This is a genomic window from Caballeronia jiangsuensis (assembly GCF_046030135.1).
Taxonomy (GTDB): domain Bacteria; phylum Pseudomonadota; class Gammaproteobacteria; order Burkholderiales; family Burkholderiaceae; genus Caballeronia; species Caballeronia jiangsuensis.
In genome coordinates this window covers 78267-96590 of the sequence record NZ_JAQQDB010000002.1, presented here as the reverse complement: position 1 = coordinate 96590, position 18324 = coordinate 78267, and the positions used below count along the sequence as shown (strand labels likewise).

Sequence of the window (18324 nt, the reverse complement as noted above, 5' to 3'; positions counted from 1 at the left end):
TTCAACTCATGACCATCACGACGGACTGGCTCGGCGCGAGCACCGCGCCGACCATGTTGCCTTCGTTGTGCTGGGTCGGATCGCTGAGCCGCACGGCGGGCGAGCCTTCGAACTTCACGGTGACGCTGCCCATCATGAACTGGACCTTGCCCATCATCTTGCCCGACACGACGCCGCCCGCGACGCCCGCCTCGTCGCCCGAGCTCAGCGGAATCTCCGACGACTTGGTGAGCGCCGGCATGCCGCCGACGAGCACCTTGACGGTCGCCGGATTGCCCATCGGCGGCATGCCGATGTTCGGATACGGAATCGGGATCGGCGGCGCGGGCGGCGCGGGCGTCTTGCATACATCGGGCATCGCCATGCACTGGCCGCCCGCTTTGGTGACTGCGAACATGTCGGCTCCTATCCGAGATCGATCTTGTCGGCGTCGATCTTCACCTGGCCTTCGGCCAGAATCGTCGCGTGGCGGGCGGAAACGTGCATGCGCTCCTCGACATGCATGCGCACGCGGCCGGCGTGCGTCTCGTCGGCGTTGTCGATCCGGCGAACGCTGTCGCGCGCGCGCTGGATCAGGCGTCCGACCGTGCTCGTGATCTGCTGCGCGACCGTGCTTACCGCGCCGAAGCGGCCCTGCAACTGCTGGATCGCCGCCTCCATGCGATGGAACGTGATCTCGCCGCGCACGCCCGTCATCGCGATCTCAGGCGCCTGCATCGTCAGGCTGCGCGCGGCTTTCATGTCGACGCTATCGGCTTCCACGCGCAGCGCGCCGCGATCCGTGTGCAGCGCGACATCGCCGGGCAGCACGAGCGCCGCGCTCGATGGCTGCGCCCGCGCGAGCACCGCGAGCACGTACGAAATCGCGTTCGCGCCGCTCGCGGCGACGAGCACGGTGTCGCCGCACTCCGGTTCGACGAGACAGCTTTCCGCGCGCAACGCGCGCAGCGGCGCGCGGCCGGCGGCGTCGAACAGAAACCAGCGGTCGGCGCGGCCGGTCACGGTCGCGTAGGTGAGCTGGACGGCGGGATCGTCGCCGGGCCGGGCGATCGTGACGAGCGTACGGTTCATGGCCGTGTTTCCTTGAATGAGGTTCATGTCAGACGCGCGGCTGCCATTGCTCGGCGCGCGCGAGAGCGGGATCGGTGCGGCGCGCGCCGTCGAACGACGCGCCGTGCAATTGCGCGCCCTGATCGACGAGCGCATGCAGATTGGCGCCGCCGAAGTCCGCGCGCGTGCAATCCGCGCCGGACAGGTCCGCGTGCGAGAGATCGCAGTACACAAAGCGCGCGGCTTTCAGCGATGCCCGCTGCCACACGCTCGCGCTCAGCACCGACTGATTCCAGCGCGACGCATCGGCGCGCGCGGCGGCGAAGTTCGCCTCGCTCGCGTTGACCATCTCGCAGACCGCGTCGGTGAGATCGGCGCGTTCGAAGACGGCGTTCAGCAGCGCCGCGAAGCTCGCGCGCACGCCGCGTAGCGTCGCGTCCTGCAACTGCGCGCCGACGAAGCTCGTGCGATCGAGCGCGACGCCGGACAGGTCGGCCTTTCGCAGCGATGCGCCGTCGAGGATCGTCATCGTCAGATCGCAGTTGCGCAAATCCTGGCCGCTCAGGTCGGTGCCGCGCAGATACGCCTGCGCAAGCGATGCGCCGGTCAGACGCGCGCTCGTGAGGTCCGCGTCCATCGCGGTGAAGCGATGCAGGTTCGCGCCGGTGAAGTCGGTCTGGGCGTAGCGGCAGCCGTGCGCATCGGCGCGCACGAAGCTCGCGCCCGCGAACGATGCGCCGCCGAAGTCGCAGCGATCGAAAGCGGCGAACGCGCAATCCGCGTCGCGCAAGCTCGCGCCGCTGAAGTCGGCGTTCTCGAAGCGCGTCTGCTGCGCGCGCAGGCCATCGAGCTTTGCGCGCGCGAACGACACGTCCTGGAAATCGGCATCGGCGAACACGGCGTTCGTCAGATCGGCTTCTGCGAGCGCGACGTTTTGCAGCCGGCAGCCGGACAGATCGATGCCCGAAAGATCGGCGCCGGACAGATCGGCGTCGGCGAGCAGACGCTGCGCGGCGAGCGTCGCGCGGGCTTCGTCGGCGCTCATGCGCGTGCGGGTGGCGGGAGTCGTCGTGCTCATATCGGCGGCCTGAATTGAAGAATGGTGCGATCGATGTTCGAGCCTTCGAGGCTCGCGATAGTCGGCTGCGCGCCGTCGAAGTCCACGCCGTACAAATTCGCGTGGCGCAGCAGCGTGCCCTTGAGGTTCGATTTGCGCAGCGAGCCGCCGAACAGGTTGACGGCATCGAGATCGGCGCCGCTCAGGTCGGCCTTGTCGAAGCGCGCGCCCTTCGCCGACGACGCGCCGAAGCGTGCCGCCTGCGCCTGCGCACTGCCGAGATCGGCGTGATCGATGACGGCGCGCTCGAAGCTCGCGCGGCGAAGCTGCACGCCGTCCCATGCGGCGCGGACGAGGCGCGCGCGCGTGAAGCGTGCGTCGTCGAAACAGGTCTTTGCGTCGGCGCGAGACTGGCTCAGGTCGGCATCGGTGAAGACGGCTTGCTGGGCCTGCGCGCCGTAGAACTCCGCCTGACGGCACGCCGCTGCCGAGAAATCGCTGCCCGCAAGACGGCTGCCGCTGAAGCTCGCCGCGACGAGATCGGCGCCGATGAACTTCGCGCCGCTCAGGTCGGCATCGGTGAAGCTCGCGTGCTGCGCGCGGCACGCCGATAGATCGGCGCCGGCGAGCTTCGATCGATCGAAGATCGCGCCGCGCAGATCGGCCTCGTTCAGCTTCGACGCGGAGCAATCCGCGCCCGTGAAATCGGCGTCGGCGAGTTGCGCGCCGCGCAGGTCCGCTTTGGCGAACGTGCTCGCCGCCGCGCTCGATTGCGTGAATCGCGCGCGTTGCAGATCGGTTTCGCTCAGGTCGGCGCCGTGCAGCAGCGCTCGCGTGAAATCGGCGTCGGCGAGACGGCTGCCCGCGAACGAGGTCTTGTCGAGCACCGCGCCGGAGAAATCCGCGCCGGACAGATCGAGCTTCGAGAGATCGACGCCGCTCAGGTCGTAATTCGCGAGGCTCGCGCGCGCAGCGTGCCGCGCGATCACGTCTTCGCGCGTCAATTGGACGACGGCGGGCGCTTCGGCCTCGGGCATGTCGATGGCGGGCAAGTCGATGGCGGGCGCGGGCGGCTTCGCGGCCAGCGCGGCGAGCGCGGCGAAATCGGCTGCGGACACGACGCCCGGCGGCGCGAGATGCGGCAGCGTTTCGGCCAGTTCGGGACGGCTCGCCAGTTGACGACGCACATCCGCTTCCGACAACCCGGCGTCGCGCAGGCGCTGCTGCGTTTCAGCCTGAAGCCGCGCGAGCATACCGGGCAGATCGGCGGCGCTGGCGTCGGCTTCCGGCTGGTTCAGATAGCGCGCCGCGTCGGCATCTTTCACGCCGTACTTCTGCATCAGCGCGCGGGTTTCCGCGTTCAGTTCGGCGACACTCGCCTTGACTTCGGCCAGCGTCGGCACGCGTTCGGGCGCGGCGTCCTTCAGGTACGGCGCGATATCGGCGTCGGTCTTGCCGAACTTCGCCATCAGCGCGCGGCTTTCGTTGTTCAATGCCGCGGTCTGCGTCTGTACGGCCGACAGCCCGGAGGTGTCGAACGAAACCGCCGCTGCCTGCGGTGCCACCGCGACGGGCATCGCGACGGGCGCGGCAGCCTCGGCCGGTTCGACAGCAGCCGCCGCGCGCGCCGGCACCGCCACGGCGATCCGCTCGCGGAACACATCGCGGTAATGCTCGAACGGCAGCGGCGCATCGCCCTGACGCTCCCATCCGGCCATCACGTGAGTTACTTGGCTCGCGTCGGTATCGGCGATATTGGCGAGCGCGCGATACAGCACCACGCCGCATTCCAGCTCGGGAAAGAGCCAGAGCGTCTCCGCATGGGCGGCCACTTCGGTCAGCGTATCGTTCGCGTTGACGAAGCAGCGCGCCCGCAAGCGCGGCAGCACGCCCTGAAGCACGCTCGCACGCGGATGCATGTTGACGATCTCGAAGCGCTCGTCGCCGATGAAATAGCCGGGCAGACGCTGATCGGACGGCGCGCTCAGAAAGAACTCGGGCCGTGTGTCCGACGGCAGATGCGGCCACTCGCTCTTGAGCCAGCGCTCGTCGCACGCGCCCAGATGCTGCCGGCGCAACGGCGCGTCGCTGCCAAAACCCCAGAAACCCGCGGGCGCCGCGCGGTCGCCACGGCTCGCGATGCGCCGCGTTTCGCTCTCGACGTTCGGCAGCGGCCAGACGCGCGTGCCGTCTGCGTTGTCGATTTCCGCGTAACCCTTGCCGGCCGGATTGTCGGCGCAGCCCGTGCCGCCGAATGCGGTCGCGGGTTCGATCGGCATCTGCGTATAAGGCGTGGCCGCCGAGATCAGGCCGAGCGCATTGAACCGACGCTCGCCGCTGACCACGAGCGACTTGCCGAGCGCGCCGATCCGCGCGCTGACCCGCTGCTGCACGACCTGCGTGCCCGCCGGCGCATGCGCCGCGCCGTGGATGAGATATTCGCCGACGGGCTTCGGATAGCCTTCGTCGAGGATCGCGTTCTTGCCGAGCGCGCCAGCGACAGCGGCCCACACGTCGGGTTCGGGCATCAGTCCATCGAGACCGGCGTCGTCGAAGCGAAAGCCGGCGATCATGCCGATCGAGAGCACGTCGCGCCGCGCGAGCCGCAGGCCGCGATAGACGAGCGCGAGATTGTCGGGCTTGAGGATCTTCATGCCGTCATCCCAACTGGATCAGCGCGCTGTTGAACTTCACCGTCGAGCCGTTGAACTTCACCTGCGAGGCCGTCACGCTGAATGCGTTGGCGGCTTCAACGTTCACGTTCGTGGAGATGGTCGCGACCTTGTCCAGTCCGTCGATGGTCACCTGCGCGCCCTTGATCGATACGTTGCCGGCCGCCTGCGCCGAGAGCGCGCCGGTCGCCTTCAGGCCGAGGTCCGCGCCGGCGGTGGCCGTCAGGTTCGACACCGCCGTCATCTTGATGGTCGCGGCGCGCGTGCCGGCGCCGTCGCCATCGACCCAAGTCGTATTGGCGCCGCCGGCCTTGAGCACCACTTGCAGGCTGTCGACCTCCACGCTCGACGACACCCCCGGCCCGCTCGCCACGGACAGCTCGCTGCCGAACTGCGACATGTTCAGCGTCGAGCCGATGCCGGGCAACGGCAGGACGGTAGCCTTGATGCCGGAAATACCGAGCTCGATGTTGCTGGCGTAGAGCGGCTTGGCCTCGCTCGCGGCGGCGATCGCCTTCGCGCCGTCGAACAGCACCTTGTGCGCGAGGATCGACGTGAGCGCGCCGCCCAATGCGGTCTGCGCCGCCGTGACGCCGTAGCTGCCCGGCGTCCACGGCGCGACCTTGCCCGAGCCGCCGCCGGCGTCGTCGGCCGCGCTGATCGCGAGGCCCGCTTCCGCCGCGATCACCGCGTTCACCGCGAGACTCAGCGCGACGGCTCCCTTGATCGAGTCCTTCACGCCATCGACCGTCGTCTTGATGATCGGGTCCTGGCCGCCCGAGATCAGCACCGTTTCCGCGCCCTGCAGCTTGCCGGAGGTCTTGAGCGAGACCGTGTCGGAATCGTCGACGGTGATGCTCTTGCCTTTGTTCCAGCTCACGTTGGTGCTGAGACCAAACGATACGTTCGCGCCGAACGACGCCTTCGTGGTCATCGACGCCGACAGCGAGCCTTCGTAGGACAGCGTGAGCGAATTCTTCGTCCCCGCGAACAGCGAGTTGCTGACGCCGACCGTCACGCTTTCCGAGCTGCCCGCCGTGCTGGTCCACAGGCTGCCGCCGCCGTTCACGTCGGTCGAGCCGATGCCGATCGTGCTGTTATGAAACGGCGAATGCAGCCACACGGCTTCCTTGCCCTTGCTGTCGGTCATGTGCAACTGATTGCCGCCCGCCGTCGCGATGCGGTTCGCCTGCGCGTTCTGCTGCGTGACGACGTTGCTGTTCTCCGAATTCGCCAGGCTGCCGACGATGACCGGCTGATCCGGATCGCCGTCGATGAAGGACAGCAGCACTTCCGCATCCTTGTGCAGCGGGAAATGCATGCCGTGGTCCGTGCCCGCGTACGGCGACGCCATGCGCAGCCGCGCGGAACTCTTGTTGGCGTTCTTGTCGGTCTTGTCGAACGGCAGTTGCACCTTGTACTGGCCGTACTCGTCGAGCTCGGCGTACTCGCCGCTGCCTTCGCTGTCGATCGTCGCGTTCATCGTGCCGGCCACGCGCGGCTTGGCCGTCGTGCGCTCGGGGCGGAACTGCGTCGCGGCCGGGATTGCACGGAAGCTGTTGCGGTAGACGATCTCGCCGCCGCGCGCGCCCTCGCTGTACGGGCTCGCCACGCCGTTGAGCAGCGCGCCCGCCTGCGAGCCCTGATGATGCACTTCGGTGACGAGATAGCGCCCGTTGAAGTCGTCGCGATAGTGAAACCCGAGCGTGAAGAAGAAGCCGCTGCGCAAGCCGAGCGCGGTGCCTTCGCCCGAATACACCTTGCCACCGCAGACGAGCTCCTGCGCGCGCAGCTTCGCGTAGCGGTCGCCTTCCTGCTGGTCGCGGAAGTTCTCGCCGTACAGCATGACTTCGCCGATACCCGCATCGGACACGGTCGCGCGAGCCTTCAACTGCACCGTGGCCTTGCGATAGTTGTAGTCCTGCAAAACCACTTCATGCGGCAGCGGTTTTTGCCGGCACACGAAGTCGCGCACCGAATCGGCGGCGAGGCCGGTGTCGAGCGAATCGTCCGGACGATACGCGACGGGAAGCGCGTCCGCCGCGTGCATGATCTTGTCGTCGATCACGACGAGCTTGTCCGCGCCGCCTGCATGGTCGAAGTAGTAGTAGACGCCCTCCTTCTCCAGCCAGCGCGACACGAAGTCGAGATACGTCTCCTGATACTGGCAGACGAAGGTGCGCGGCCGGTAGTCGCCGGTGAGCCGGAATTCATAATCGGCGGAATTCAGGCGGCCGGTTTCGAGCACGCCGCGCACGGTATCGGTGATCGGGCGCTCGTCGAGATACACCTCGGAGATGCGAAAGAGCGACAGCCGCCACAGGCGCGGCACCAGCACGGCGCGATAGAACACATAACCGTCCGCGCGATGCAGTTGCTCGAACTCGGCGAGGATGCCGTGATACGGCGCGCGGATGCCGCCTTCCGGGCCGTAGATCACGAACGACGCGCGATGGCTCAGCATCGTGTCGAAATCGATCGATGCATCGTCCGACACCAGCGTGAGGACAAAGCGAAACGGCTGCGAGATCGCCTCGAAGCCTTCCATTTCGACGACCGCGAACTTGTCCGCGCCGAACGCTTCGGACGTGAAATCGAAGCGCTTGTTGGCGAGAATCCGGTCGGACAGTGCGTTCATGTTTGAATCTCCGTACAGGTGATGCTCGTTATTCTTGCGGCGCTCGGTCACCGCATGGTTTCAGCCGCGTTACGTTTGAAACTTCAGGCCGGCGCGCCGGGAAACGTCACGGCGAAATCGCCGCTCTCGTTCACGTCGAGCGCCACTTCCGGCAGCGCGACGCCCTCGCCCATGCGCGTGAGAATTTCCTGCGACATCAGCGGCAGCACCGTGCCGCGCAGAATGAAATCGATGTTGCGCGCGCCCGTTTCCACTTCCGTGCAGCGCGCCGCGATCTGCGCGACCACCGCATCGGTATAGGTGAAACGCATCTTGTTGTTGTGCGCGACGCGACGCACGATCTTGTCGAGCTTCAGGCGCACGATGCCAGCGAGCGCGTCGGTGGCCAGCGCGAAGTACGGAATCACGGTCATGCGCGCGAGCAGCGCGGGCTTGAAGTGATTCGACAGGATCGGCCGCACCGCGGAAAGCAGCGTCGCCGCGTCGGGCTTGTCATCGCCCGCGGTCATTTCGGTGATGACATCGGTCGCGAGATTCGACGTGAGGAAGATCACCGTGTTCGAGAAGTCGATCTCCTTGCCCTCGCCGTCCGACAGCATGCCCTTGTCGAACACCTGATAGAACAGGTTCATCACGTCGAGATGCGCCTTTTCCACTTCGTCGAGCAGCACGACCGAATACGGGCGCTGGCGCACCGCTTCGGTCAGCACGCCGCCCTCGCCGTAACCGACGTATCCCGGGGGCGAGCCGATCAGCCGGCTCACGTTGTGCTTCTCCTGGAACTCGCTCATGTTGATGACGGTGGTCGATTTCTCGTCGCCGAACATGATGTCCGCCACCGACAGCGCCGTCTCCGTCTTGCCGACGCCCGACGGACCCGCGAGCAGGAACACGCCCATCGGCTGATCCGGGTCCTTCAGGCCCGACTTGGCGGTCTTCAGCACTTCGGCGATCTGCTCCATCGCGTGGTCCTGGCCGCGGATGCGCGCCTTCAGCGTGTCGGCCATGCGCATCACGCTCTGCGCCTGATCGCGCAGCATCTTGCCCGCCGGAATGCCGGTCCAGTCCGAGATCACGCGCGCGACCACGTCCGGATCGACATCGATATGAACCAGCGGCTGATCGCCCTGCGCCCCCTTGAACGCGTCGGCCGCCGAAGCGATGTCGCGCGACAGCGCCTCGAGCGTGTCGGCGGGCGCACCGGCCGCCTTCGCCTCGTGACGCGCCGCGCGCGCATCGAGCAGCGCGCGGGCGGCGTCGCGTTGGCGTTGCCAGAAGGCGCGGAGTTCTTCGGCTTGCGCGCCGAGCTTCGGCAGTTCCTCGTCGATCTCGCGAAGACGCGCGAGGTCGACGGGCTGCTGGTTGTCCGCATCGCGCTCCAGTCCGTTCTTCTCGCGCTGCAATGCCTGGATGCGGCGCTCCGTGTTCTCCAGCACGTCGGGCTTCGCGCTTTGCAGCACCTTCACCCGCGCGCAGGCGGTATCGAGCAGATCGACGGCCTTGTCCGGCAGTTGACGGCCCATGATGTAGCGGCTCGACAACTCGGCCGCCGCGACGATCGCGTCGTCGCGCAGCACGACCTTGTGCACGTCCTCGTACTTCTCCTTCAGGCCGCGCAGGATCAGCACGGCGGTATCGAGATCGGGTTCGTCGAGCTTGACGAGCTGGAAGCGCCGCGCGAGCGCCGCGTCCTTTTCGAAGTACTTCTTGTATTCGGCCCACGTCGTCGCGGCGATCGTGCGCAGTTCGCCGCGTGCGAGCGCCGGTTTCAGCAGATTGGCCGCGTCCGAGGTGCCCGCCTGACCGCCCGCGCCGATCAGCGTGTGCGCTTCGTCGATGAACAGAATGATCGGTTTCGCCGACGCCTTCACTTCGGTGATGACACCCTTCAGGCGATTCTCGAACTCGCCCTTCACGCTCGCGCCTGCTTGCAGCAGGCCCATGTCGAGACCGAGGATCGTCACGTCCCTGAGCGAATCGGGCACGTCGCCTTCAACCACGCGCAGCGCCAGCCCTTCGACGACCGCCGTCTTGCCGACGCCCGGATCGCCGACGCAGATCGGGTTGTTCTTGCGGCGTCGCGCGAGAATATCGACCATCTGGCGAATCTCGGCATCGCGGCCGAACACCGGATCGAGCTTGCCCGCGCGCGCCTTCTCGGTGAAGTTTTCGCAGAAGCGCGCGATCGCGCTGCCGTCGCCGCCGGCGGGCGCGGACGCATCGCTTGCGCTGTCACCGAGCGTCTCGCGCGTGCCCGCTTCGACCGAACCGCCGCACACCGCGTCGAACGAACGGATCAGCGTTTCGCGATTCAGCGCGCGCAACGGCGCGGCGTAGTCGCCGGTCGCGTAATAGGTCGGACGCGCGAGGAACGCGAGCAGCACCGCGCCCGAGCGGACGCGCGGCTCCTGCAGGTCCACCGATGCGATCAGCCACGCGTCCTGGAGCAATTCGAGCAGCAGCGGCGAGAACGCGGGACGCCCCGCGTTGCCCGTCCTCATCTGTTCGAGCGACAGGTTGATCGAGCGTTGCACCAGCGCCGCCTCGACGTCGTGCTGACGCAGCAGGAGCGCGATATCGGCCTGTTGATCGTCGAACAGCTTGACGAGCAGATGCTCGACCGTGATCTCGTAATGACCGCGCGACACGCACAGCCCGACGCCATCTTCGAGCGCCTGTTTGCAAAAGCCGTTGAGGCGGCCCACCAGGGGCTTCAGTTCGACCAGCAGCATGTTAGTTTTCCTCTTAGTCTTTCCAGCAACGGCCAGCAGTGGGTTTAAAGAGCGTAGTGAACCCGCGTCGGCAGCTTCGCCTCGCCGGGGTTGAGCCATGTATCGAAACCGAGCCGCGACCACGCGCCGCGACCCGTGCGCGCCGCGCCTGCTTCGTCATGGCGCAGTTGCAGCCCGACTTCCACGTCGAGCGGATCGGTCAGATAGAAACGCGTAAAAAAGCGCAGGCGCGCATGCGCGGTCCCGCCCGGCAGCATCTGATGGAAAAGCGCTTGCGGCACGTTCGCGAATTCGATGCGGATCGCGCTTTCGTAATCGTCGATCTCCGAGCCGAGCCATGCGTCCTCGCCCAGACAGCTCTGCTGACGCCCGAGTTGCCAGCGCTGATCGGCGGGAATCGGCACCACGCGCAGCACGCCGCACACCACGTTCACATCGGCGGGGGCGAAGGCATCGGCGAGCAGGGTTTTCAGGCCGAGCGCCGAGCGCGGCCGCTGGTTGAACAGGCCCGCGTAACGCAGCAGTTCGGCGCTGCCCGGCAACAGATCGACGCGCAGATCGGGATCGTGCAGACCGACGAACGCATACAACTGATTGAGCGACGCCTCGTGCCGATCCTCGACGATGCGCTGCTCGACGCGATACTTCGCCCATCCGTCGAAGAGCAGCGGATACAACGCGTGATGCACGATATCGAGGAAATCGCGCGTGACGTGATGCCCTTCGCGCTCTTCCTCGAAGAGGTCTTCGGTGTAATACGTCGGCAGCGGCGACGCCACGCCGTACAGGCCGAAGAAGTTCGCCGTGATGCGATAACCGCCTTCGGGCATCGCCTCGATGCGGTCGATATCGTTCTCGGGAAAGCCGAGCCCGAGCCGCGGCCGCACCCGCAGGTTCTCCTGGTTCAGACCCGTGTGACGGTCGTAGAGCCGCAGCAGCCGGATCGCCTGGAAGTAGGAATACTTCTCGCCGTTGGTGAGAAGCAGCGCCTTCACAGCATCGGTTGTTGTCCGAGTCTCGGCGGCCATTTGAAAACTTTCCCTGAGAGCGTGTCTTCGAGCTCGACGCGCGTATAGGAATTGATGCCGGCGTAATCGCCGAGAAATCGCTCGAGCATGCAACCGAACAGATACAGATCGCCGATCCCGGCGTAATGGTCCTCACGGCAACGAATGCGGATCAACTGGCCGCGCTGCATGCCGCCACGGCCGACGAGCCGCGTTTCGCGCGTGACCGTCACATCGACGATGCCTTCGATGCGACGCCGGTTCGACAGCTCCTGGCCCTGCCGCCCGGCGAACACGTAAAGACCGAGCAGCTTGCGCAGGTTGTCGGCGCTGGCGAGCGACAGCAGATTCAGCGACACGTGCGACAGCAGGCACCACAGCAGTTCCTCGCCCGCGGGCGGGTCCTGCGCGGGCGTGATCGCGCGGATATTGGTGAAGCTCATCTGATCGGGCGACGAGCTGGTCGGCACGTTGATATCGCCCGGTTTCAGGCCTTCCGGCAACGCGCGGTTCGTGCAGGTGACGCGGATCGACAGCGTCTCCGGCAGCGGCGTCTCCGACGGCGGATAGTTGAGCGACAGATACACGTCGCTGCCGCGCTCGACGTTCGCGCTTTTGAGCGTCGTGCGGTAGCTCAATTGCGCGCCGCGCCCGTCGTGACGAAACATGCTGAACGGCTGATACACGCGCTCCTGCGCGCGGCCCTGCTGATAGCCCAGCACCTGATCGACCGAATACACCTGATAGTGACGGCGATCGCGGCCTTCGGGAATCACGCGATATTCCGTCGCCCGGTGATCGTGCGTGATCGGGTCCGCGACATGCGCGAACACGTTGATCGCCGGAACCACGTTGAGCATGAAGCTTTCGGCGTCGATCTCGGGCATCCAGTCGTGCAGCGCATCGAGCGTCATCACGATGCTGAAGCTCGTGCCGTTCGCGTTCGCGGTCCAGCGCCTGATGCCCGTGATGTCGATGAAGAGAAACTTTTCCGGCTGCGCGAAGAATTCCTGGATCGTGCGATAGCCGCTCGACGCGTGGCCCGGATAAGTCAGCAAGCCCGCGTCGAAGCCGCTCGTGCGCAGGCTTTTCGCGCCGAGCGAAAGGCGCTCGCCGCCGCTTGCGATGCGCACGTCGGTGACGTGGTTCATCAACAGCAAGAGCAGCTTGGAAGCATCGACATGGCCGCCGTTCAGGAAGAGACGAATCGAATCGCCATTCCATTGCGCGATGCTCGCGCCGCCGTCCATTTCGAAGTCGATCATCAGCACGGGCGCCGCGCCCGCGTGGCTCAGCAAATTGACTTCGGCGATGCGCAACGGCTCGACATCGAGATCCCAGGCGGTGCGAAAGCGGCACGACGTGCCATCCACCGGGACGGACGCGAGCTCGGTGCCCGCGGCCACGCGCGACGCCTGCGTGCGCGGACCTTTGGCCGCAAAGCCGATCAGCGTCGAGGCCGGAACGGGCCGCAGATAATGCGGAAACAGCAGATTGGTGAGTTCCTGAACGAACTCGGGAAACTGGTCGTCGAGCTTCTGGCGCGTGAGGCCCGTGAGAAACGCGACGCCTTCGAGCAGGCGCTCGACATCCGGATCGGCGGACGTGCCCGAGAGCATCGGCGCGATCGCCGGATTCGCGCGGGCGAATTCGGCGGCCAGGCCTTTCAGCTTGTTCAGCTCATCCTGATAGTATCGATTGAACATGCGTGACCGACTCGGCTGAATCCGGATAAGAAAGAGAGTGACGGCGTGAAATCAGTCGACGCTGACGCGCCCATTCGCGCCCACGGTCGTCGAGATGCGCAGCGGAATCTCGCGGTCGTCCACTTCGAGCGAACCTTCGAGCGCGAAGCGGATCGACAGCACATCGGTTTCCTCGCGATTGAGCGTGACGCGCGGCGACTTGATGCGGGGCTCGTAGCGCAGGACCATGCGGCGAATCTCCTCTTCGATCTCGCGCGTGGAGCCCATCGCGGTGGTGCCGGCAAGGTTCGTGAAATCGGGCACGCCGAATTGCGGATCGATCTGCACGCTGCCTTGCCGCGTGTTGAGCAGCCGGCTCAGATGGCCCATCACGGAATCGACGAGCACATCCACCTGGGTCTCGTTGGTGCGCGCTTCACCCGCGCTCCAGCTCGCGATCCGTTCCAGCAGCCGGCGCTCTCTCACCATTGCCCCCGCTCAGATGCGAATCAGGACTTCGGCGCGAGCCACGAATCTTCGGCTTCGATGCCGTCCGGATCGAAGGTCCACGTGATCTTCTCGTACGTGAACGAGATATCTTCCATGTGACCCATCTGCTTGTTTTCCGGCGAGAGGCAGTTCGGCGTCCACGACTTCATGTTAGTCAGAATCGCGTTCGACAGCTTCACGGTGTAGTACTTCTCTTCCGTGCCCTTCGGCGAGATGCGGTAGAACTCGAGCGTGACGTTCTTCATCTGCTCGCCCGAGGTCAGCGCCTGGAACAGCTTCGGCGACGACTTGTCGATTTCCTTGGTGAGCGTCATCGGCAGATGCACGCGCTTGCCGGTCGGCAGACCCGTTTGCGGGCTCTTCGGAATTTCGATGGTGTGATCGACGGCCTGGACGAGAATCTTTCCTTCGTGACCCTGAACCTTGGTCGAGCCTTCGATCTTGCCCTGGTTCTGGCCTTCGAGAGTGAGGTAGCACGGCATCGGCATGATAATTCCCCTGTTGGGTAGCAAACTGTGTTTGGGTTTCGGTTGTTTCGCCGAGACCTTGCGGCCCCGGCGTTTCGCTCAGCTCTTGTGTGCTGCGCATGTTTCACATGTTGCAGGAGGCCCGTTACTGGTCGGTTTCAGTTCTCCCGCGTTGCGTTACAGATGAAGCACGGCGCGCTTTCCGGCGATGTGCCGCTTACTTCTTGTCCAGCTTGCCAACCAGGGACAACGTGAACGACGCGCCCATGTACTTGAAGTGCGGGCGCACCTTCAGATCCACGCGATACCAGCCCGGATCGCCTTCGACATCGGCCACGACGATTTCCGCCTGACGCAGCGGACGACGGCTGCGCACGCCTTCGGCGGGGTTGTCCATGTCCGCGACGTACTGGCGAATCCACGTGTTGAGTTCGCTTTCAAGATCGACGCGCTCTTTCCACGTGCCGATGTTCTCGCGCTGGATCACCTTGATGTAATGCGCGAGACGGCTCACGACGAACATGTACGGCAGCTGCGTGCTGAGCTTGTAGTTGAGCTCGGCTTCCTTGCCTTCCTTGGTGTTGCCGAAGAACTTCGGCTTTTGCGCCGAGTTCGCCGAGAAGAACGCGGCGTTGTCGCTGTTCTTGCGCATCGTCAGCGCGATGAAGCCCTGCTCCGCGAGCTCGAACTCGCGGCGCTCGGAGATGAGCACCTCGGTCGGGATCTTGTTCTGCAACTCGCCCATCGACTCGTACGTGTACACCGGCAGGTCGCCCACCGTGCCGCCGCCCTGCGGTCCGATCACGTTGGCGCACCAGCGGTAATCGGCGAAGCTCGACGTCAGGCGCGAGGCGAATGCGAACGCCGCGTTGCCCCACAGGAACTGGCTGTTGCCCCCCGACACGTCTTCCTTGTAGTTGAACTTCTTGGCCGGCACGGTATCCGCGCCGTACGGCACGCGCAGCAGGAAGTGCGGCAGCGTGAGACCGACGTAACGCGCGTCTTCCGATTCGCGGAACGCATTCCACTTGACGAATTGCGGGCCTTCGAAAATCGACGAGAGATCCTTCAGGTTCGGCAACTGATCGTAGGTATCGACGCCGAAGAAATGCGGACCCGCCGCGGCGATGAACGGCGCATGGCTCATCGCCGATACGCTCGCCACGTTCTGCAGCAGCTTCACGTCCTGCGTGCCCGGACCGAACTCGTAGTTCGCGACGATCGCGCCGAACGGCTGGCCGCCGAACTGGCCGTATTCAGCCGTGTAGAGATTCTTGTAGAGACCCGACTTGGTGATATCCGCCGCGTCCTCGAAGTCTTCGAGCAGCTTGCCCTTGCTTACGCTCAGCAACTGAATCTTGACGTTCTCGCGGAAATTCGTGCGGTCCACGAGGAACTTGAGCGAGCGCCATGCCGACTCCATCTTCTGGAAGTCGGCGTGATGCAGGATCGCATCGACCTGCGCGCACAGCTTCTGGTCGAGGTCGGCGATCATGCTGTCGACCGTCGCCTGCGTGATGCGCTCGACTGCGTTCTGCGGCTCCAGCAACTGCGAGATGAACGCCTGGATGCCCTGACGCGTGATCGAATAGGCTTCGTCGCCCGGCTTGATGCGCGCCGACTCGATCAGCGAGTCGAGCAGTGAGAGATTTGCGTCGGACTCGGGTGCGGCTGTCGCTGTCTGTTGCTTTTCCATGTCGCTCATGTCACTTTTCCTCGATGCCGAGTTCGCTCATCAGACGCGCGCGCACGCCTTCGTCTTCGATCAGTTCCTGAACGCGCTTGCGGAAATCCGGAATGTTGCCGAGCGGGCCCTTCAGCGCCTTGAGCGCGTCGCGCAAGGCGATCATCTGGCGCAACTCGGGGACTTTCTCGACGATCGCATCCGGCGAGAAATCGTCGACGGACTCGAACTTCAGGTTCATCGCGATCTGCGCTTCCGGATCGGCATTCGCGTCGAGGCGGTTCGGCACCGCGAGATCGAGCGAGAGCTTCTGCCCCTTGAGCACTTCGTTGAAGTTGTCCTTGTCGACGTTGACCGGCTTCATGTCTTCGATCGGCGTGTCGTCGTCGCGCAAAGTGAAGTCGCCGAGCACGAGCAATTTCAGCGGCAATTCGACTTCCGCCTTGGCATCTCCGGTGGCCGGACGATACACAATATTGACCCGCTCCTTAGGAGCGACTGAACCGTCAGATGCCATGCCTACCCCCTAACCCAATACCAAAAGTGTTGATGAAATATTCAAGCCGCTTTGAACAGCGTCAGCACGATCGTGCGCGAATGCCGTCGCCGCTCATTCATTGCATGCTGCTGGCGACATGGAACGATCTCACGGCGTATAGCGGGTCATTGCCGCAAAGAGAACCGGATTCCGGGCTCTTTTCGCGCATTGGGCGCATCGCCTGCGTGCTACGCTGAACTTCCTGTCGCTCAGGGCATTAACGACCGCGCTTTCGAATTCTTGAAGCTGTTTTTAGGGCGGCCGAAATGCGGCAATGCGCTTCACCGATCCATAAGGTTCTTTTGATTTCTGCCGTTAATGCTTCGAGAACTCCTGAAGCCAGGCGGACAGCGGCATCGCCATTGCGTGAGAGACCATTGTGGCAAACCAGTATGAAGTCCAGGGCGACGTGCTCATCGTGAGCCTCGAAGGCGCGCTGAACAGCACGAACTCGGCGCAGGTCGAGGCCGAAATCCAGCGCCGTCTCGATCAGGGCACCAATCAGGTCTTGTTCGATCTGAGCGCGCTCGGCTATATCTCCAGCGCGGGATTGCGCGTCGTGCTCATCGCCGCGAAGCGCCTCAAACAATCCGCGGGACGGCTCGTCCTGTGCGGCATGCACGACCAGATCCGCGAAGTGTTCGAAGTCAGCGGATTTCTCAACATTCTCAACGTCACCGACACCCGCGCGTCCGCGCTCGGGCGCTTCAACGAGGTGGCGTAAGCCTCATGTTTCGTTTGTAACCTGAGCCCGTTTTTATGAAACGCGGCCGTAACGGCGCGCGCCGAGAATTCATCCCATGCGCAGAACGAACTGCGCCAAACAACCGGAGAAAAAAATCATGCCGATGCCGTGCTACCTCTCACTCGAAGGCCAGAACCAAGGCAAGATCGAAGGCTCGACCAAGGTTCAGGGTCACGAAGGAAAGATCCTCGTTCAGGCTGTCGATCACACCATCGAAATTCCGAAGAGCCCGCAAACGGGTCTGCCGACCGGCAAGCGCGTGCACCAGGCGATGACGCTCACGAAGGAAATCGACAAGTCGTCGCCGAAGCTGTATCAGGCGCTGACTTCCGGCGAGCAGATGAAGGACGTGTCGCTGGAGTTCTATCGCATTTCGCCGAAGGGCACGGAAGAGAAGTACTACACCGTGAAGCTGTCGAATGCGATTCTGACCAACATGAAGTCGTGGACGCCGAACTGCCTGTCGCCGGACAACAAGCAGATGGGCCACATGGAAGACGTGTCGTTCACGTACGAGAAGATCACGTGGACGTATGAGCCGGACGGCATCGAAGCCGAAGATTCGTGGCTCGCGCCGAAGTCCTGACGCGCTGCGGCGCTCGTCGGCTTATCAAGGAATGAGGCTCCGGATGTAGTTTATCGGCGCATGGTCAGCGAGATCCCTGATCATGACGGTGCCCTTCTTCCACGCATACTCGCGAAGATAAGCGATGCGCGCCGCCTCGCGGTCGGCCTGCACGAACGACGGCTCGGGCGCAGCGTGCAGCGTGCCGTCGGCGTCGATGAACGTCATGGACCCCGCATGAATGTATCCGCCCAGTTCGGGAGGCAATTCGGTGACGAGGTCGCAGCAATCGACGAAACGCGTGATGGCGACCTCGGCCAGCGTCGCGGCGAAGTCCGCATTCCCGACTCGCGGCGATCCGAACGTAATGAGCTCATCCGGGCGGCATACGCTCGCAGCCAGCGTCGCAATCGCGGCGCCGAGACTATGGCCTGTGAGTACGAGCCGCTTTCTCGCGTTCTTCGTCTCATCCAGCCATTGCATCACGGCGGGAAGAATACTTCTCGTGGCAGCAGCGAAGCCATCGTGAACCCGCCCGGCGGTTTCGTTCCAGGGCGTCAGGCTCGCTACGAGATCGACCGCGATATCCGTGAGTTCCGCGGGTTCGGTTCCGCGAAACGATACGATCGTCAGACCGTCTGCTTCGCGGAGTGCCCCGAAACCCTGAGTACCGGTGTCCGGATTATCGAACAGCTTGGGTTCGCCGAATCGCACCTTCGAGAGTGCCTGCCGTAGCCGGTCGAGTTGAGGTTGGGCGTCTTCGGCATGGACATAGGCGAGTCGTGCGGATTCCGCGGCGAGCGCCGAAACCTTGTACTCGGCACGATCATCGAAGATCGTGTCATCGTCTTGCGGCGAGTACAGGGCAACACGTCTTGCATCGTAGGCAATCGTCGGCATGTGCATCTCCCGCGGCTTCGGAACGCTTCAGAATAGGTGGCGCTCACACGATACGAAACCAGAACCGGCGCGGT

General features: G+C 64.5%; 15 protein-coding genes. 2 read left to right on the top strand and 13 right to left on the bottom strand.

Annotation, left to right across the window (positions count from 1 at the left end):
• Position 1: 1 nt before the first annotated feature.
• The 12 genes from PQR08_RS02355 to tssB form a co-directional block, all read right to left on the bottom strand.
• Positions 2 to 397, bottom strand: a complete 396-nt coding sequence (locus PQR08_RS02355) for a DUF4150 domain-containing protein (protein ID WP_035501275.1) — start codon at positions 395 to 397, stop codon at positions 2 to 4.
• Positions 398 to 405: 8 nt separating this feature from the next.
• The gene (locus tag PQR08_RS02350) at positions 406 to 1071 is read right to left on the bottom strand and encodes a DUF3540 domain-containing protein (protein WP_250485578.1); all 666 of its coding nucleotides are present in this window, start codon (positions 1069 to 1071) and stop codon (positions 406 to 408) included.
• Between the two features lie 28 nt (positions 1072 to 1099).
• On the bottom strand, positions 1100 to 2128 hold the full coding sequence (locus PQR08_RS02345) for a pentapeptide repeat-containing protein (RefSeq protein ID WP_250485579.1): 1029 nt from the start codon (positions 2126 to 2128) through the stop codon (positions 1100 to 1102).
• Complete coding sequence (locus PQR08_RS02340; protein WP_250485580.1) at positions 2125 to 4761, bottom strand: DUF2169 family type VI secretion system accessory protein; 2637 nt, start codon at positions 4759 to 4761, stop codon at positions 2125 to 2127. Before PQR08_RS02340 ends, PQR08_RS02345 begins: the two co-directional genes overlap by 4 nt.
• Before the next feature lie 4 nt (positions 4762 to 4765).
• On the bottom strand, positions 4766 to 7417 hold the full coding sequence (locus PQR08_RS02335; RefSeq protein ID WP_250485581.1) for a type VI secretion system Vgr family protein: 2652 nt from the start codon (positions 7415 to 7417) through the stop codon (positions 4766 to 4768).
• 83 nt (positions 7418 to 7500) lie between these two features.
• A complete protein-coding gene (gene tssH, locus PQR08_RS02330) occupies positions 7501 to 10149 on the bottom strand; it encodes a type VI secretion system ATPase TssH (protein ID WP_408161034.1) in 2649 nt (882 codons plus the stop codon).
• Positions 10150 to 10193: 44 nt separating this feature from the next.
• Positions 10194 to 11177: a type VI secretion system baseplate subunit TssG gene (tssG, locus tag PQR08_RS02325; protein ID WP_035501268.1), complete on the bottom strand. Its 984-nt coding sequence runs from the start codon at positions 11175 to 11177 to the stop codon at positions 10194 to 10196.
• The gene (tssF, locus tag PQR08_RS02320; RefSeq protein WP_035501267.1) at positions 11141 to 12862 is read right to left on the bottom strand and encodes a type VI secretion system baseplate subunit TssF; all 1722 of its coding nucleotides are present in this window, start codon (positions 12860 to 12862) and stop codon (positions 11141 to 11143) included. Before tssF ends, tssG begins: the two co-directional genes overlap by 37 nt.
• Positions 12863 to 12913: 51 nt before the next feature.
• The gene (gene tssE / locus PQR08_RS02315) at positions 12914 to 13330 is read right to left on the bottom strand and encodes a type VI secretion system baseplate subunit TssE (protein ID WP_238288682.1); all 417 of its coding nucleotides are present in this window, start codon (positions 13328 to 13330) and stop codon (positions 12914 to 12916) included.
• Positions 13331 to 13350: 20 nt separating this feature from the next.
• Entirely contained in the window at positions 13351 to 13839 is a 489-nt protein-coding gene (locus PQR08_RS02310; RefSeq protein ID WP_014192977.1) for an Hcp family type VI secretion system effector, read from the bottom strand.
• Positions 13840 to 14035: 196 nt separating this feature from the next.
• Positions 14036 to 15523 (bottom strand): type VI secretion system contractile sheath large subunit, encoded by a 1488-nt coding sequence (gene tssC, locus PQR08_RS02305; RefSeq protein WP_250485583.1) that lies wholly within the window; start codon positions 15521 to 15523, stop codon positions 14036 to 14038.
• Position 15524: 1 nt separating this feature from the next.
• Positions 15525 to 16019, bottom strand: a complete 495-nt coding sequence (gene tssB / locus PQR08_RS02300) for a type VI secretion system contractile sheath small subunit (protein WP_035501262.1) — start codon at positions 16017 to 16019, stop codon at positions 15525 to 15527.
• A 400-nt stretch (positions 16020 to 16419) separates the two neighbouring features.
• Between tssB and PQR08_RS02295 the strand changes: the two genes are divergently transcribed.
• Complete coding sequence (locus PQR08_RS02295) at positions 16420 to 16764, top strand: STAS domain-containing protein (RefSeq protein WP_035501261.1); 345 nt, start codon at positions 16420 to 16422, stop codon at positions 16762 to 16764.
• Between the two features lie 118 nt (positions 16765 to 16882).
• Positions 16883 to 17371 (top strand): Hcp family type VI secretion system effector, encoded by a 489-nt coding sequence (locus PQR08_RS02290; RefSeq protein ID WP_035501372.1) that lies wholly within the window; start codon positions 16883 to 16885, stop codon positions 17369 to 17371.
• A 24-nt stretch (positions 17372 to 17395) separates the two neighbouring features.
• Here PQR08_RS02290 and PQR08_RS02285 read toward each other — a convergent pair whose 3' ends face one another.
• Positions 17396 to 18250, bottom strand: coding sequence for a lipase family protein (locus tag PQR08_RS02285; RefSeq protein WP_250485584.1), 855 nt, complete (start codon positions 18248 to 18250; stop codon positions 17396 to 17398).
• Positions 18251 to 18324 lie beyond the last annotated feature (74 nt).

Excerpts from the sequence above, each read along its gene's own strand:
- PQR08_RS02355 (WP_035501275.1), bottom strand. The coding sequence starts at position 397 with ATGTTCGCAGTCACCAAAGCGGGCGGCCAGTGCATGGCGATGCCCGAT.
- PQR08_RS02350 (WP_250485578.1), bottom strand. The coding sequence starts at position 1,071 with ATGAACCGTACGCTCGTCACGATCGCCCGGCCCGGCGACGATCCCGCC.
- PQR08_RS02345 (WP_250485579.1), bottom strand. The coding sequence starts at position 2,128 with ATGAGCACGACGACTCCCGCCACCCGCACGCGCATGAGCGCCGACGAA.
- PQR08_RS02340 (WP_250485580.1), bottom strand. The coding sequence starts at position 4,761 with ATGAAGATCCTCAAGCCCGACAATCTCGCGCTCGTCTATCGCGGCCTG.
- PQR08_RS02335 (WP_250485581.1), bottom strand. The coding sequence starts at position 7,417 with ATGAACGCACTGTCCGACCGGATTCTCGCCAACAAGCGCTTCGATTTC.
- tssH (WP_408161034.1), bottom strand. The coding sequence starts at position 10,149 with ATGCTGCTGGTCGAACTGAAGCCCCTGGTGGGCCGCCTCAACGGCTTT.
- tssG (WP_035501268.1), bottom strand. The coding sequence starts at position 11,177 with ATGGCCGCCGAGACTCGGACAACAACCGATGCTGTGAAGGCGCTGCTT.
- tssF (WP_035501267.1), bottom strand. The coding sequence starts at position 12,862 with ATGTTCAATCGATACTATCAGGATGAGCTGAACAAGCTGAAAGGCCTG.
- tssE (WP_238288682.1), bottom strand. The coding sequence starts at position 13,330 with ATGGTGAGAGAGCGCCGGCTGCTGGAACGGATCGCGAGCTGGAGCGCG.
- PQR08_RS02310 (WP_014192977.1), bottom strand. The coding sequence starts at position 13,839 with ATGCCGATGCCGTGCTACCTCACTCTCGAAGGCCAGAACCAGGGCAAG.
- tssC (WP_250485583.1), bottom strand. The coding sequence starts at position 15,523 with ATGAGCGACATGGAAAAGCAACAGACAGCGACAGCCGCACCCGAGTCC.
- tssB (WP_035501262.1), bottom strand. The coding sequence starts at position 16,019 with ATGGCATCTGACGGTTCAGTCGCTCCTAAGGAGCGGGTCAATATTGTG.
- PQR08_RS02290 (WP_035501372.1), top strand. The coding sequence starts at position 16,883 with ATGCCGATGCCGTGCTACCTCTCACTCGAAGGCCAGAACCAAGGCAAG.
- PQR08_RS02285 (WP_250485584.1), bottom strand. The coding sequence starts at position 18,250 with ATGCCGACGATTGCCTACGATGCAAGACGTGTTGCCCTGTACTCGCCG.